At 66.0% G+C, this 13,881-nt stretch carries 14 protein-coding genes; 6 read left to right on the plus strand and 8 right to left on the minus strand.

The features are described from left to right. Window positions 1-292 precede the first annotated feature (292 nt). Window positions 293-2,689: an ATP-dependent DNA helicase gene (locus tag APY03_RS34910; protein WP_146039636.1), complete on the plus strand. Its 2,397-nt coding sequence runs from the start codon at window positions 293-295 to the stop codon at window positions 2,687-2,689. A gap of 50 nt (window positions 2,690-2,739) precedes the next feature. Next, the gene (locus tag APY03_RS34915) at window positions 2,740-3,429 is read left to right on the plus strand and encodes a hypothetical protein (RefSeq protein ID WP_146039637.1); all 690 of its coding nucleotides are present in this window, start codon (window positions 2,740-2,742) and stop codon (window positions 3,427-3,429) included. 10 nt (window positions 3,430-3,439) lie between these two features. Here APY03_RS34915 and APY03_RS34920 read toward each other — a convergent pair whose 3' ends face one another. Then, complete coding sequence (locus tag APY03_RS34920) at window positions 3,440-3,721, minus strand: HU family DNA-binding protein (RefSeq protein WP_068684629.1); 282 nt, start codon at window positions 3,719-3,721, stop codon at window positions 3,440-3,442. 286 nt (window positions 3,722-4,007) lie between these two features. Between APY03_RS34920 and APY03_RS34925 the strand changes: the two genes are divergently transcribed. The 4 genes from APY03_RS34925 (at window position 4,008) to APY03_RS42070 (ending at window position 7,119) form a co-directional block, all read left to right on the plus strand. Further along, entirely contained in the window at window positions 4,008-4,451 is a 444-nt protein-coding gene (locus APY03_RS34925) for a hypothetical protein (protein WP_068684631.1), read from the plus strand. Continuing rightward, entirely contained in the window at window positions 4,444-4,674 is a 231-nt protein-coding gene (locus tag APY03_RS34930; RefSeq protein ID WP_146039638.1) for a hypothetical protein, read from the plus strand. The genes APY03_RS34925 and APY03_RS34930 overlap by 8 nt, the downstream gene beginning before the upstream one ends. Before the next feature lie 8 nt (window positions 4,675-4,682). Beyond that, window positions 4,683-6,662: a DNA primase gene (locus APY03_RS34935; protein ID WP_068684635.1), complete on the plus strand. Its 1,980-nt coding sequence runs from the start codon at window positions 4,683-4,685 to the stop codon at window positions 6,660-6,662. A 136-nt stretch (window positions 6,663-6,798) separates the two neighbouring features. Continuing rightward, window positions 6,799-7,119 (plus strand): hypothetical protein, encoded by a 321-nt coding sequence (locus APY03_RS42070; protein WP_102905997.1) that lies wholly within the window; start codon window positions 6,799-6,801, stop codon window positions 7,117-7,119. A gap of 44 nt (window positions 7,120-7,163) precedes the next feature. Here APY03_RS42070 and APY03_RS34940 read toward each other — a convergent pair whose 3' ends face one another. The 7 genes from APY03_RS34940 to APY03_RS34970 form a co-directional block, all read right to left on the minus strand. Then, the gene (locus tag APY03_RS34940; protein WP_068684637.1) at window positions 7,164-7,379 is read right to left on the minus strand and encodes a hypothetical protein; all 216 of its coding nucleotides are present in this window, start codon (window positions 7,377-7,379) and stop codon (window positions 7,164-7,166) included. Between the two features lie 61 nt (window positions 7,380-7,440). Then, window positions 7,441-8,937 (minus strand): hypothetical protein, encoded by a 1,497-nt coding sequence (locus tag APY03_RS34945; RefSeq protein WP_068684639.1) that lies wholly within the window; start codon window positions 8,935-8,937, stop codon window positions 7,441-7,443. A 10-nt stretch (window positions 8,938-8,947) separates the two neighbouring features. Beyond that, the gene (locus tag APY03_RS34950) at window positions 8,948-10,129 is read right to left on the minus strand and encodes a hypothetical protein (protein WP_232324523.1); all 1,182 of its coding nucleotides are present in this window, start codon (window positions 10,127-10,129) and stop codon (window positions 8,948-8,950) included. 270 nt (window positions 10,130-10,399) lie between these two features. Next, complete coding sequence (locus tag APY03_RS34955) at window positions 10,400-10,744, minus strand: hypothetical protein (protein WP_068684643.1); 345 nt, start codon at window positions 10,742-10,744, stop codon at window positions 10,400-10,402. 19 nt (window positions 10,745-10,763) lie between these two features. Further along, the gene (locus tag APY03_RS34960) at window positions 10,764-12,056 is read right to left on the minus strand and encodes a hypothetical protein (protein WP_146039639.1); all 1,293 of its coding nucleotides are present in this window, start codon (window positions 12,054-12,056) and stop codon (window positions 10,764-10,766) included. 22 nt (window positions 12,057-12,078) lie between these two features. Further along, window positions 12,079-12,636 carry a hypothetical protein gene (locus tag APY03_RS34965; RefSeq protein WP_068684647.1) on the minus strand — a complete coding sequence of 186 codons (558 nt, stop codon included), beginning with the start codon at window positions 12,634-12,636 and terminating at the stop codon, window positions 12,079-12,081. Then, complete coding sequence (locus tag APY03_RS34970) at window positions 12,593-13,432, minus strand: hypothetical protein (RefSeq protein ID WP_068684649.1); 840 nt, start codon at window positions 13,430-13,432, stop codon at window positions 12,593-12,595. The genes APY03_RS34965 and APY03_RS34970 overlap by 44 nt, the downstream gene beginning before the upstream one ends. Between the last annotated feature and the right edge of the window lie 449 nt (window positions 13,433-13,881).

Here is a 13,881-nt window from a genome sequence, read left to right on the forward strand (position 1 = left end):
CTCGGTCGGCCGCGCGCCAGCCGTGGCCGCGGCCACCGCACTTGCTCCGGCTCCCGCCCCGGAAGCGCTCGCTCCGACGGCGGCACCGGCTCAAGTCCCAGCCTCAGCCCCGGCACAGGCGCCTGCGCCCGCGCCCGCGCCTGCGCCTGCGCCTGCGCCTGCGCCTGCGCCTGCTCAGGAAGAACTGGAAGATCTGACCCCACCTCCTCCCGCCGCTCCCGTGCCGAAGGGACTCGGTTTCGGCTTCAAGGCGGTCGCGGGGGAGTCCGCCCTTCCGCTTGGCTTCGGCGGTATGGCCAAGCCTTCCCCCGACGAGACCCACGTGGGCATCGTCAAGAGCGTCGCCATCTACGGCGACTGGGCGGTCGGCTCCATGGACACACAGGAGCGCGAATCCCTGAAGATCACCGGCTCGGCCGTGGCGCACCTGAAGGAAGGTCTCGAGTACGCCCTGACCGGTCGCATGAAGGTTCATCCCAGCCACGGCGTGCAGCTCGATGTCGTGAGCTTCGAGCCGCACATCCAGCCCGACGTGCCCTCCATGGCGCGCTTCATCGCCGCAAATTTCACCGGCATTGGCAAGAAGCTCGCCGAGAAGTACCTCACGAAGGTCAAGGACGAAGGCGGCGACGAAGGCCTTGAGGCCCTGCGCCTGAAGCTCGTCAACGAGCCCTGGACCGTCACTTTCGAATCGGTTTCCAACCGGAAGACGAGCTTCGGGGACAAGAACGCGCCTCCTGCCGATTCGGACAACCCCGCCACGCTCGCCGACTCTCCCGAGATCCCCTACATCGAACGCATGCTCGCCACCAAGTTCGGCGCGCTGCGGGAGCTGAAGGCCGCCGCAATGAAGCTCCTGGCGATGACGCTTTGCTCGCAGGCGAAGGCGCTCAAGGACGAAACCCGGCCGATTACCGAGGTCGCCACGGCGCTCCTCGCAAAGGATCCGTACAGCCCCATGCGCACGATCCCGGGCTACGGCTTCCGCAGCGCCGATGCGATCGGCAAGGCGTTGAACATCCCCCGCGACGCTCCGGTGCGCCTGACCGCCCTCGCCTCTTTCCTCGTGATGGAGGAATGCGACTCGGCCGGCCACGTCTTCGTGGGCGAGCCGCAGCTGCGCAACCGCCTGGCAAAGACCGAGCCGATGATCTCGCTGGAGACGCTGATCGAGTACGCCACCGAGAGCGGCAACCTGCGCATCGAGGAAGACGAGCGAGGCAATCGCCGGATCTACCCGGCCAAGCTCTACGAGGCCGAGGTCCGCCTGGCCGAGGACCTGCACGGCATGCTCGTGTCGGCCAAGCCCCTGCTGCGCAGGCGCACCTACGAGCAGTTCCGCACGAAGGCAATCGAGGTGAGCCAGCGCCTGCTCGGCTACGAGCTCGACGAGGACCAGATGAAGGCCCTCTACGGCATCGCCACCAGCGAATCGCGCCTGCACGTCGTCACAGCCGGTCCCGGCTGCGGCAAGACCGCGATCATGGAAGTCTTCAGCGCCATGATGTCCCACAAGGACTGGGCGTTCGCCGCTCCGACAGGCAAGGCCGCCAAGGTCCTGTCCGCGCGCGTCGAGCGGAACGGCTATTCGGCCTCAACTCTGCACTCGCTGCTGAAGGGCAGCCCCGAGGGCGGGTTCATGGTCAACCGGAACAGCCCCCTCGGCTGCCAGATCCTCGTGGTCGACGAAGGCACGATGCCGACCCTGTCCCTCTTCGAAGCGGCTACCGCTGCCCTGCGGCCGGATGCGCACCTGATCATTCTGGGAGACCCTGGTGTCGACGGACTGGCAGGCCAGCTGCCTTCCATCGGCGCCGGCCGCGTGCTCAGCGACATCATCCGCCTGCCCGGCGTGGACCACCACCACCTGACCGCCACGAAGCGCAACTCCGGGGCGATTCTGGAGACAGTGAACCAGATCCGCCAGTACTCGCTCGCCTGCGAGGATGGTCCGGGCGTCGCGTTCTCCCACAGCTTGCCGTCGGCAGAGAGCTACTTCGAGACCGTCGCCGGCAAGTACGTCGAGCGCGCGCAGGCCAACGGCATCGAGAACGTGGTGCTGCTCATGTCGCGTCGCAACGGCGCGGCAGACGAGCCGTCCTGGTGCACCGACTATGCGAATGCCCGTCTGCGCGACCTGCTGAATCCGCACGCCATCAAGATCCCCGGCACCGCCTCCCTGCATGTGAACGACCGGATCGTGATCCGAGACAACATGACGCTCGGCGAGGACGAGGAAGGGATGGACATCCGAGTGGTCAACGGCGATACCGGAACGATCATCCGCTTCCAGCCCCACAACGATCCGAAGCACCGCGGCCCGCAGTACGTGGTCATCAAGCTCGACGACGGACGCTTCATCCAGTTTCCGGGCGACTCGCTCAAGGATCTGCAGCACAGCTACGCAGCGACCGTGCACATGGCCCAGGGCAGCGAATACAAGGACGTGATGCTGGTCATGACGCCCGGCCAGGCATCCTTCATGAACGCGAACATGTTCCTGACGGGCGCCAGCCGCGCGCGCGAAGGCCTCTGGATCTACGGCGACGACGCCGAGCTGCGCAAGATCGCCGCGACGAAGCTTCCCGCCCGGAACACGACGCTGGTGGAGCGCGTCAACGTGAACCTGCCCGAGACGCTGAGCAACATCGAGGACGCCGGCTCCGAAGAGGATCGGCCGAAGGGCTGAGCCCGATGAGGCCTCCTCTCATTGATGCTTCGTCGGGCGCAACGGAGGCGTTGGCGAAGTACTGCACCTTCGATCTGCCCTTCGCCAGAGACGCCGCCGCTGTGGATTGGGCTGCCTACACGGACCTGATCGGGCCGAATATCGGAGCAGTCATGGCTCGGGTGAGTTGGAACTATGCTGGCATGCTCGCTCGTGTCGACGCTTTCCTTCCGGAGCTCAGCGCCTCGCGACGTTCATGCGCCGCCCGCATGGTCGGAAGCGGTTGGGCTGGACCGATCCGCTCCAAGGGCGGCTGCCGCGGCATCAACGTCAGCTACGGCGTCGGATCTGGTCACCGCGGCGCCGGGCTGGGCCGCTTGCTGGCCTACTGCGCCGTGGCGGAATGCATGGCCCACCAGGTGCTCGCCGGCGCGCCGCTCCCGACGTTCGTGAACACCCAGGCGCGCGCTACGAACGCCGCGTCCCTGGCCGTGGCCCGATCTCTGGGGGTGCCGGCATGCCCGGAGGCGGGATTCGTCGTGCCGGAGGACGGCCACCAGGTGGAATACCTCGGCTTCCGAGAGCCGGTCGAGCACTTTCTGGCTCGCGGCCTGGATTGCGCGGTGGATCGCCTTGCCGGCTATGACCCTGGCGCGATGGCGGCCGCCCGCATCGGGATCGTCGCCGACGAAGGTGAGGACCTGGATCTACTCGGGTTGTTGGAAGGATCCACGGCGTGCGTTGAGCACGCGCGACCGTAGGCAGGTCTCATCAGCCCGCAGAGTTCACTGCATCCTTGAGCGCCTTGCCCGCCGTGAACTTCACCGCTTTAGTCGCCTTGATCGTGATTGCCTCGCCGGTCGACGGGTTACGGCCCGCGCGCTCGGCTCGGTCGGAGATCGAGAAGTTGCCGAAGCCAAGAAGTTGGACGCCCTCGCCTTTGCTCAGCGCAGTAGCCAGTTGCTCGAGCGCGGAATCGAGCGCGCGGCCGGCGTCGGCCTTTGAGAGGTCGGTGTCGGCGGCGATTGCGGCGATGAGCTCGGCCTTGTTCATGTGTGACTCCTAAGATGAACGTGGATAGTTGGAGGCCTGCCGGGCGGCACAGCGGAGCGCACGAGCGCTTCCGACGCGCACCGCACGCTGGGCCGGGGTTGTCCATTGTGGCCGATGACTCTCGCCGATCCCTCTCGCCGACACGCAGCCCCCCCATGCAGGCGTATGCGAACTTAGTTGCTCATCGCCGGCCTAGTCCTGACCTCTAGTGAATTGTTTCACGCATATGCCCTAGCGCAAAAGAGATCCGCGTCAGTAGACTGATACGCAAGAAGGAATCAGCCTCATGCAAACGACCTCCACTACTGCCCTCGATGCCCTGCGCCAGTTGATCGCAACGCGAATGGCCTCGATCGACGACGGCTTCGCCTTTCGGAACGACGGATCGCTGCCCTACCCCGACGGCGAGTCGGATAGCGCACGCGTGCTCCTGCGCCAGCATTCGATGCTGACGGACCTCCAGGAAGCCGCAGCGATCGGAGTGACCGAGGTGGACCTCGGATTCGAGGGAGAGTTCGACCCGGTGGAGCATTCGCTCGTGCCAGAGGGCGAGACGGCGTTCGCGAGGAACAAGGCGCTACATGAGATCGCGCTGGCCGGCATCGAGCCCATCATCGCTGCGGCGCGCGCTGCCGGTATCGCCGTCCATGCACCGGAACTCGAGCTGGAAGCCGACGCGGCCCTGTCTGAGGCCGATCAGCCGCTCGCGGGAGAGCGTCGTGGTGGCTGACACGAATGAGCGATTGCGCTCCGCCGCGACCGTGTTTGCCAATCTGCGCACCCGCCGCGCGGGCCCGCGCATCGGCACGCTCTTCAATCGTCCAATCCATGACTTCATCGAGAGCCTCGACGGCGCCCGCTGGATCTTCGACGGGAAGAACTTCGCCGGCCGCGTGCTGGCCCCATCTGACATCGTCCACCACCAGGCGGTCTACTCGCAAGTGACGCGCTGAGGAATGGGATGCTGAGCAACGAGGCGCCCGAGCGGCAACAGGCCACCGGGCCAGGCGGCAGCCGCAACATCGACGGGTCGGTGATCGACCAGATCAAGCAGCGCGTCGACATCGTTGAAGCCGTTGGACGACACGTCGAGTTGAAGCGCGCCGGCGGAGCGCTGTTCAAGGGCCTGTGCCCTTTCCACACCGAGCGCTCGCCCTCGTTCACCGTCACGCCGTCGCGCCAGAGCTACCACTGCTTCGGCTGCGGTGCTCACGGAGACGCCGTGCAGTTCCTGATGGAAATGGAGGGCATGTCCTTCCGCGAGACGATCGAGGACATGGCCCAGGCGGCAGGTGTCGCGATCCCCGCACCAGACCCGCATGCGCCGGTCGTTCGCCGCCCGCCGCCCGATGTGAAGAAGGCGATGCACCTGGTGATGGACATCGCAGCGAATCGCTACTCCAGCGAGCTTGCTGGCGCTCTTGACCTGATCCGAGCCCGGCCCGACGCCTCCGGGTTTCAGGCGGACAGTGCCCGCTATGTGCACACGAAGCGCGGCATCCACAAGACCACCATCGATCGGTTCCGCATCGGCCTGGCGCCGGAGGGCTGGGACACGCTGAAGGAACTGGACTGGCCGCGCGAGACGTTCGCCCCCGGCCAGCCTGACGCCGCCACCACGCTCGCGGCGGTCGACCTGATTCGGGCGCGCGAGGAGCGCGAGGCCAGCACAACGCCCGCCACGGCTCCCGCGCCTGTCGCGCCGGTGCGCAAGCCTTTTGGATTCCCGAGCGCCGCGCGCCCGATGAGCATGGCACCAGCCGCTGCGCCGGCGCCGGCGGCGCAGCCCGTCTCCTACTACGACACCTTCCGCGCCCGGCTGATCTTCCCGGTGCGGGACACGGCCGGGAAGATCGTCGCCTTCGGCGGGCGCAGGCTCATCGAGGACAGTTCGGGCGCCAAGTACCTGAACAGCGCCGAGACGCCGATCTTTCACAAGAGCCACGTCCTGTACGGCCTGTTCGAGGCGCGGGAGGCGATCCGCAAGGCCAAGCGCGTGCACGTGGTGGAGGGCTACATGGACGTCGTCATGCTGGCGCAGTACGGCGTTGAGAACGCTGTGGCGTCCATGGGTACGGCCATGACGGAGAGCCAGCTGCAGACGCTCCTGCGCTTCACCGAATGCGTGATCTTCGTCTTCGACGGTGACGCCGCTGGCCAGAAGGCTGCCCGCAAGGCCGCAGAGACCGTGCTGCCGCTGGTGCGGGCGACCCACGACATTCGCATCCTGACACTTCCTGACGGTCAGGACCCCGACGACTATGTCCGCAGCCATGGGCGGGACGCCTTCGACCAGCTCGTAGAAGGCTCAGCTAAATCGCTCTCGTTTTTCTTGCGCGACCAGCTGATCGAGGAGTGCGGCGGCGCGAATTCGCCTGAGCAACGCGCCCGCTTCCAGCAGCGTTTCCAGCAGATCCTGAAGCTGATGAGCGCCGACCAGACGCTGGCGAAGGAATACTGGAAGATGTTCCAGCAGGTGCTCACCGGTGGCGAGGCCGGGCGTGCTCAGCCTGGTCCCGCTGGCAGCCAGTCCTTCCAGTCCTTCGGCTACCGCCGACCCGCCGTCACGACCCCGACGCGGGCACCGCTGCTCACCGCTGCGGAAAGCTCGATCGTGGCCAAGCTTCGCGATGCCGTCCGCGCAGCACCCGAGGTGGCGCTCCAGGTACGCGACGAGATCGTCGGGTTGCTAGACCTGGACGATCCAGCCGAGCTACGCCTGCAGAAGGATCTGGACGCCCTGGACAACACAATGCCGCCCCAGCGCGCCGCCGAGGGCACGCCTGAATGGCTCCTCGCACGTGACGCCCTCCTCTCGCATGCGGAACTCTTCGAAATCTATCGCCGGCAACAGGTGCGCGCCGAGCTGCAGGCCCAGCGTGCGAGCGGCGAGATCTCGACGGCGGACTACATCCGCGAACTGCGCGAGCTGGGCGCCTAAACGGTCTCGTCGTGTGCCTGCGACGTCCGCCGGCAAAGAAATTGGCCAAGTGTGAATTCCTTGGATGGCTTTAAGGCAGGTCGGTCCGAATTGCATCTCACCGAAGCTACAAACCAAGGTACTTAGACCAAACACCATGCGAATCATGACCTTACCCCGGCCGATAAAGCGTTTTCTTTCCCTTGCCGCCCTCACGACGTTGGGCAGCCAAAGCTTTGCCTTCTGCATGGCACCCAGTCCACCGGTGACGCCGTCAAACTACAGCTCAACGCCCCAAGCACCGATATGCATCAGCGGTTGCGACTCCTTTCAAGCTCAGCAGTTCACCAATAGCGTCAAGTCCGCTATGGCGGAGGCAAACACCCAGATCGAAGAGTTGGTGGAGTACAAGCGCCAATTGGTGCGGTACCACAACGAAATGATCGACTACATGAACTGCGAGAACCGTAGGCGGTAACAAGCAGCCAAGTTCGAGACGCTTTGCTGCGTCCAGTGCCGGGACTACCCGCGGGGCGCGTCAGCTTTAGGAGCCTGTGCTCCACCCGCCATCAGCACGTCCTTCAGAGACGGCTTGGCCCGGGCGGGCGCGATTACCTGACACAGCGCCTTCTGCCAGGTCATGTCCGTGCCATGGAACTCCACGGCCTCAGGCGCATCGAGCATGAGTTCGAGGGCGATGCGTTCTTGGTCGGTGAAGCGTTGGGCGGTAGCGGTCATGGGACACTGTACTGGAACGGGCGTGATCGTTGCGGGATTTCTGCTCGACTCGCCCCCGGCCCTATCGTAGCCGTGGCGCACCGCTCTGCAGTTGCTGCATGTCCTCGTCGGTGTAGCCGCGCGGATCACTGCGCTGAGGAACGCCGCTGGCCTCGCCGGCAGGACGGATCCCGAACTGCGCAGCCAGGCTCACCCGCTCCGCCGGGACCTGCCCGGCGCGCTCAGCAGGATGCGTCGACTGGTTGGCGAACTGGCGGTTCTGCTCGAGCTCCATCTCGCGAGCCTCGAATGTCTTCCAGACCGGCTTCAGGAAGCTGGCGATGGCCTGGGCGTTGTAGCCCCCACCTTCGGTCGACCGCATGGCCTCGCGAGCTCTGGGGTCCCGCTGCACCTGGTCCTGCACCCACCTGATGAAGTTCGAGCTGTCGTGGCCTCCAGCGTTGATGCGCCAGGAGGCGATCCCGTTCCACTGCTGGCCGTTGAGCGGCTGCTGGGCGTTCATGGCCAGCGCGGCGAAGGCATCGGCATAGCGCTCCGACGACCGAACGGACTTGTCGGCCACCTGGGGGTCGCTCATACGCTCGAAATTGCCAGACCTGATCGCGCTCTCGGTATGGACGTCCACCAGGCCGGAGACCGAGATCCGCTGGCGTGCCCGTGCGGCGCGGCCGGTCTGGGCATCCATCGCGGCAGCGATCGCTTCGCCCTGCTGTGCGCAGTGCGCTGCCTCGTGGAGCACCGCGAAGTCCATCGACTCCCTCGGCGAGAGGCCGGTCTTCTGAGACATCCGCTGCGCGAAGTCCGTCTGGCTGGCATGGACCACGATCAGACAGGCAGAGGTGCTCGGCTGCTCTCCCATGTACATCATGGCCGTCGGACCGTTGACCCTGGCTTGCATCATGCTGTCTCGCAGCAGGCCCTGGCCACCCTGGCCCGCCGGCGGCACAGCGGCTGCAGCACGCCTGGCGGCCTCGTCGAACTGGCTGTATGCATCACCCGGGGAGATGACCACCGGGAACAGCACAGGGCGCAGCTTCGAAGTCGCGGCGATCGAGCCCACGTCGTTGCGGACCATGACCTCGGCCAGCTCCGTCGTCGACTGGGGCACCTCTGTGCGGCCGATGCCGAGCGCCTGCGCCAGCGAGGGCTTCGCCTGCGTGGTCGTGCGCAGGTTACCGCCGGTGTTGAAGATTGTGCGGCTCGCGGGGTAGCCGTTCTGGGCCGCCATTGCGCTCTCGTCCGAGCGAGTGCCCTTGACGAGATCCCGTGTTCCCTGGGAGACGGCAGTGACGCCCTCGTTCATGACATTGCGCACGCCCGTCGTCACCGCGTTCGTGGCGACGCTGGAGACCACGTTCGAGATCGTGCGCTCGAAAAGGCTGGGACTGTCCGCATGTGCCGCTGGCGCGAAGCTCATGGCAGCCGTCGCCATGATGGCGCCGACTACGCCGCTCTTCCAGGCAGTGTCGTTGCCGTGCACTTCGACGACTTCGGGTTCGGCGAGCATCGCCTCGAGCTGCGCTCGCTGTGCGGCAGAAAAGCGGTTCTGAGTAGCCATTGCGGGACTTCTAGTTGGATGAGGAAACGGAGCGGCCGAGAGTGGCCGCAGACGGGGAAACGGTTTGAGCGGCCACGGCGTCGCGGGCCTTCATGCCAGACAACAGCACGTCCTTGAGACCTTCGCTGCTCTCGCGGCGCGCGGCGAGCTCTGCCTTCTCGAATGCGTTCCACTGGGGCCGCAGGAAAGCCGCGATCGCCTGCGCATCGAAGCCCGGCGCGGAGGTGGCCTGCATCGCCGCAAGCGAGGATGGCTCCCGGCGCACCTGGTCACGCACGAACGCGAGGAAGCTGGCGGTGTTGTGGGTGGCGGCGTCGCCCAGCCGCCAGGCGATCAGGCCCTCGATCTGCTGCCCGTCGATGCGGTTCTGCGCCATCAGGGCCATCATCGCGAAGGCATCGGCGAAGCGCTCGGCGCTCAGCCTGCTCGAGCGGCCGGAAAGCAGGCCGCTCATGAACACCTCCGCTTCCTTGCCGTTGGCAATCGCCTCCTCGGCCTGGGCGCCGAGCATGCCCGATGCGATGCGCTCGGGAAGCACGCGCCCGTGCCTCATCACGTCGTAGGCAGCGGTCACCGTCTCAGCCTGCTGCGCACAGTGCGCGCTCTCGTGCATGACCGCGAATTCGAGGGCGGCTTCGGTGCTCAGGCCTGTGGCCCGCGCGAGTGATGCGATGGCCGGCGCATGCTGGTCGCTGATCAGGAAAGTGCAGCCCGTGCGACCCTGTTCCTTCGCGACATAGCTCCAAGAAATTGGGGTTTCCGTCTTCGGAACGTCGGCCACCAGGTTGTTCTGCAGTCGGATCGGACCACCCAGGGCAGGCTCCATGACCCGGCCGCTGAAAACGAACTGAACGACCTTGTCGTGCACCTGGTCCTCGGTCAATCCTGCAGGAAAGGCGAACGGGTACACGGTGGGCTTCACGCTCACAGCGGTGGATGCGATCTCCTGCGCACCGGCGCGGCGCATCAGTTCACCGGCGGCTGCGTCCGTATTCGGCACGACCGCCTTCTTGGCAAAGAAGGAAACGGAGGGCGCTTCGATGTGGGAGAGGTAGGCCGGGTCTGTGTCAGCGCGAGCAAGGCCGAAGCTCATGCCTGCGGTCGACATGATTGCCGCGAGCACGCCCGCGCGCCAGGCGCGATCCGAGCCGTGGATCTCCACGCGCCCGGGCGCATCGAGCATGCTCTGCAATGAGGCACGCTCTCTCGCGCTGAAACTTTTGGACGATATGGCTCGCATGCTTCAAATCATCCGCGCAGATTCAATTTGCTGCGGAAATGTTTTTTCGCAAAGGAATTTTTCATTGCATCAGATGCTCGGATTGCCGGAGCGCAACGGCGCAATCGCGAAGGCGCCACCGCAGCGAAGCAGTGGCGTTCGGGTGCGACTTGGAGGAAGATTGCGGTGCGCACACGGCTACACCGCAGGCCGCTCAGCGAGCCCAAACTTCGAGTCAGCGGATCAGCGCGTGATCGGAACAGGCACCATGTCGTTGATAGTGATGCGGCCCTTTACGATGTCGCCGGGCCCCGAGAAGAGCGCAACGACCACCGTGTTGACCCACTTGGTGCGGAATTTCGGCGCGACAAAGAGCATCGTCCGTGCCGGCGGCTGCTGGAACGTCAGCTCGAGGGCGGACGCCAGCCAGCGAGCGCTGACCGGAGGCTGCATACCCGGCTCCGCCTTGACGATCAGACACGCGGCGTCGCCGCGCTCCATCGTTGCGAAGTCGGTGATGACGAGGTTGTCCTTGGCGCGCGGCTTGTGCGCCGGGTCCGGAAACCACGAGGTCTGGGGGCTGGTCATTCTTGGTTGATTCCTGAAGTCAGCGGCTCACGGCGCGTTTGTTCGCCGCAACGAGCTGCGGCATCATTTCCGAACGGATGGCGGCCTGGGCGGCGTTCGAGTCGATCACCGATGCGACGATCTGGCGGTCCAAGGCGAGGCTCTGGAGCCAGGCGTTCATGGCTTGCATGCGCACGTTCTCGCGCGCGATGTCGGTGTCGGACATCGCGAGCAGTCGAAGCTGCCAGTCGGGGTTCATGTAGCGGCGCTGTGTTTCGAGAGCGATCAGTTCCGCCATCGAGATGCCCTTGCTCGACCAGGTCGGCACGTTGTTGTCCAGGTACTTCTGGACGAACGGACCGTCCTCGGACTTGAGCATCTGCTTGACCATCTCGATCAACTCGGGCTTGGCCGCGAGCAGGTTCGCTTGCGCCTCCTGCGGGTATTTCGCCACGCTCATGCGAGCTGCGAACACGTTCTCCAGCGCCATGAACTGGCGACCCGCGTCCGTCGCGCGCTGCGCCTTGGTCAGATCCTGCAGCTGCACTGGCTGGTCGAGGTTGCGCATGAGCGCGCGCAGCGCCGTCCCCTCGGCACCAGCCATGTCGACCGTCAGGCGACGCGTGAACCTGGTGCCGTCCGCATCTTTTTGTGGACCGTCGAAGAGGGTCGATGCACGGATGTCCGCATCCGGGTAGCCCGCGGAATTCGAAGCCGTGAATCCTGAGTCGGAGCAAGCTTCGGCGCGCAGACCGCTGCTGGCGAAGGTCGAGCACGCTGCCTTGGCTGATTTCGCGGCCTCGACTTCAGGAAGACCGGCGGCCTTGCGCTTCTCGGCGACGTCGAGCACTTCATTCATGCCGGCGCTGCCACCAGGCGCCGGCTTCGGGCCGCCGCCTCCGCTGCCACCGCCCGTTGCGGTTACGCCGCCGCGACTGGCTTCCGCGGTGCCGATGGTGCTCACGAGGACGTTGCAGGGGTCGATGCCGCTGAAGCGCTGCTCGTCGCGGATCGTGGCCTGTTCGGACGCCGTGCGCTGCGCGGATTCGCTCACGACCTTTGCGGCACCGCTGGAGGCTTTCGACGTGGTCTCGGCAGCGCCAGAGATCGCATTGGCAAGGCCCCTTTTCAGGTCTGCGATCTTGTCGGATAGCGTGTCGGTCTGGTCTTGGAAACCGCGCTCGATCGACTGGGTGATCTGCTGCGATGCCTGCTGCACCGTTGCGATCAGCAAGCCGTCGGTGACGGGGATCTGCGCGTGCGCCGCACCCGCTATGGCCGCCAGCGCCAGCATTGGCGCAAGGCGACGAAGGAAGATGTCTCGAAGATTCATGTCGACCGGGTTCCGATGATGCTCAGCACTTGCCGCTGATTGAGCACGACAGCCGATCCCAGATCGAGCCAGTCGCGGCGTTGGCGGATTGGTTCACGCCCGTCTGAATGCCGTTGGTGATGCTGCCCGTGGCCGCGCCCACAACGCTGCTGCCGATGTTGCCCGCCGTGCCGCCGCCAAGTGCGTCCCTGACGCCCCTGTTGACACCGTAGAGGCCGGAGTTCACGTTGCTGTTGATGGCGCCGGTGACCTGGCTGGTTGCCTGATTGAGAGCCGAGCAGGCGGCGCTCGTGAGCTGGCTCGACGCCTGGTTGACCATCTGATCCAGGATCGACGAACCCGTCGAGTTCGCCATGGTGGGGATCACGCGCGCAATCGCGCCTGTAACCGTGCTTTGGCAGTTCGCGGCCTGATTGATCGCGTTCGACAGCCTCGTGTTGGCCGTGTTCTGGCGCTGGATTGCGCGGTCCAGCGCTGCCTGGCTCGCCGAGGTAGCCTGCCCGCAGTAGTCGACTGCGGCCTGTGCAATGCCGAGGTTACCGAGCGCCAGGCATAGAGCCAGGATCAGGCTCTTGCCCATCGGGAATGCCTTCGATGGGATCAGCGGGCTTGCGATTGATGAATTGCTGCGCATAGTTTTCGACTTCGTGGAAGAGGCTCAGCGCTTGGCGCTGCGCGAATGTGAGGCGGTCCTCGCCGCCGGGCACCAGCGTCTGGGACTGTAGGATGGCGGCGATCAGATCGGTGCACCGGCCCAGGCTGCCTTGCAACCAGGCCGTGCGAAGGTCGAGCTTCAGTCCAGCGTGGTTCTCGGTGGACTGCAGGTGGTCGACCACCTCGGCGATGCACTGGGCGGCGCGCACCGGCGGGACACCCAGCACGCTCAACCGACCGATCGCGGCGGTGACAGAAACGTAGAGGCGCGCCTGGGCAGTCTCGACGGTGTCCGCGACCGCATAGCCGTCGAAGCCCACGCGGCCCGCGATCTCCTCTGCATCCTGGGCGATCGCGCCGAGTTGCACAGCGAGCGACTCATTGAAAGCCTTGATCTTGTCGGCGCTCATGCCGCCTTCCCACGCCATGCAGATCGTGTTGGCCGCAGCGTCGGTCGCCTGCGCACGCAGCCAATCGGGTGCCGGGCCGTCGAGCACGCAGCGCTGAGCGAGCGACGTGCCCAACTCGAGCGCCTGCCGGTGCAGATCGCGCAGGGTTTCGCTGCGCACATGCTCTTCCGCCATGATCCCGGGGCGGGCAGCCACTGCGCCGAGCAGCCGCGTCAGCAGCTTGACCGTGGAGATGTGAACCTTGGTGCTGCCTGCAACGCGCTGCGAGGCAACCGCCCCGGAAAAGCCTGCTGCCGGAGCTGGTGCGGTCACACGCGCAGGGGCGGCGGAGTGCGTAGGCGCAGGGGGAGCCGCAGCCGGTGCTGGCGCGCGGGCAAAGCCGGTGGGCCGAGCCGCGGCGGGTGGAGTCGCGGAACGGGTCGCAGCAGGAGCGGCAGCCGCTGGGGCTGGGGCCTTCGCAGGCGACGGTGCCGCCGCGCGCTCCGAAGCACTCGCTTCCGCTGACGCCTGCGCCGGGCGGCCAAACCCAAATCCGGGCGGACGGGGTGCGGCCTGGGGGGGTGCAGCATTGGAAGCTGCTGGTGCTGGTGCTGGGGCCGGTGCAGCCGATGCTGCCTGCACGGGCTCGTAATCGTCATCGCCGCCCGGATATGCGCCGGCCCCGGTATCGGTCGTACCAGAGCCCTTCGTGTGAAGTCGGCCCGTCTTGAGCTGGTGCTTGAGGAACTTGTTGCCACCGAAGCCGAATGCGGGAGCCGGCG

The organism is Variovorax sp. WDL1 (assembly GCF_001541225.1).
In the GTDB taxonomy this organism is placed as follows: Bacteria; Pseudomonadota; Gammaproteobacteria; order Burkholderiales; family Burkholderiaceae_C; genus Variovorax.

Coding starts and splice junctions, on each gene's coding strand:
- APY03_RS34910 (WP_146039636.1), top strand. CDS start 293: ATGGCCAAGCCTTCCCCCGACGAGACCCACGTGGGCATCGTCAAGAGC.
- APY03_RS34920 (WP_068684629.1), bottom strand. CDS start 3,721: ATGAACAAGGCCGAGCTCATCGCCGCAATCGCCGCCGACACCGACCTC.
- APY03_RS34925 (WP_068684631.1), top strand. CDS start 4,008: ATGCAAACGACCTCCACTACTGCCCTCGATGCCCTGCGCCAGTTGATC.
- APY03_RS34935 (WP_068684635.1), top strand. CDS start 4,683: ATGCTGAGCAACGAGGCGCCCGAGCGGCAACAGGCCACCGGGCCAGGC.
- APY03_RS42070 (WP_102905997.1), top strand. CDS start 6,799: ATGCGAATCATGACCTTACCCCGGCCGATAAAGCGTTTTCTTTCCCTT.
- APY03_RS34940 (WP_068684637.1), bottom strand. CDS start 7,379: ATGACCGCTACCGCCCAACGCTTCACCGACCAAGAACGCATCGCCCTC.
- APY03_RS34945 (WP_068684639.1), bottom strand. CDS start 8,937: ATGGCTACTCAGAACCGCTTTTCTGCCGCACAGCGAGCGCAGCTCGAG.
- APY03_RS34955 (WP_068684643.1), bottom strand. CDS start 10,744: ATGACCAGCCCCCAGACCTCGTGGTTTCCGGACCCGGCGCACAAGCCG.
- APY03_RS34960 (WP_146039639.1), bottom strand. CDS start 12,056: ATGAATCTTCGAGACATCTTCCTTCGTCGCCTTGCGCCAATGCTGGCG.
- APY03_RS34965 (WP_068684647.1), bottom strand. CDS start 12,636: ATGGGCAAGAGCCTGATCCTGGCTCTATGCCTGGCGCTCGGTAACCTC.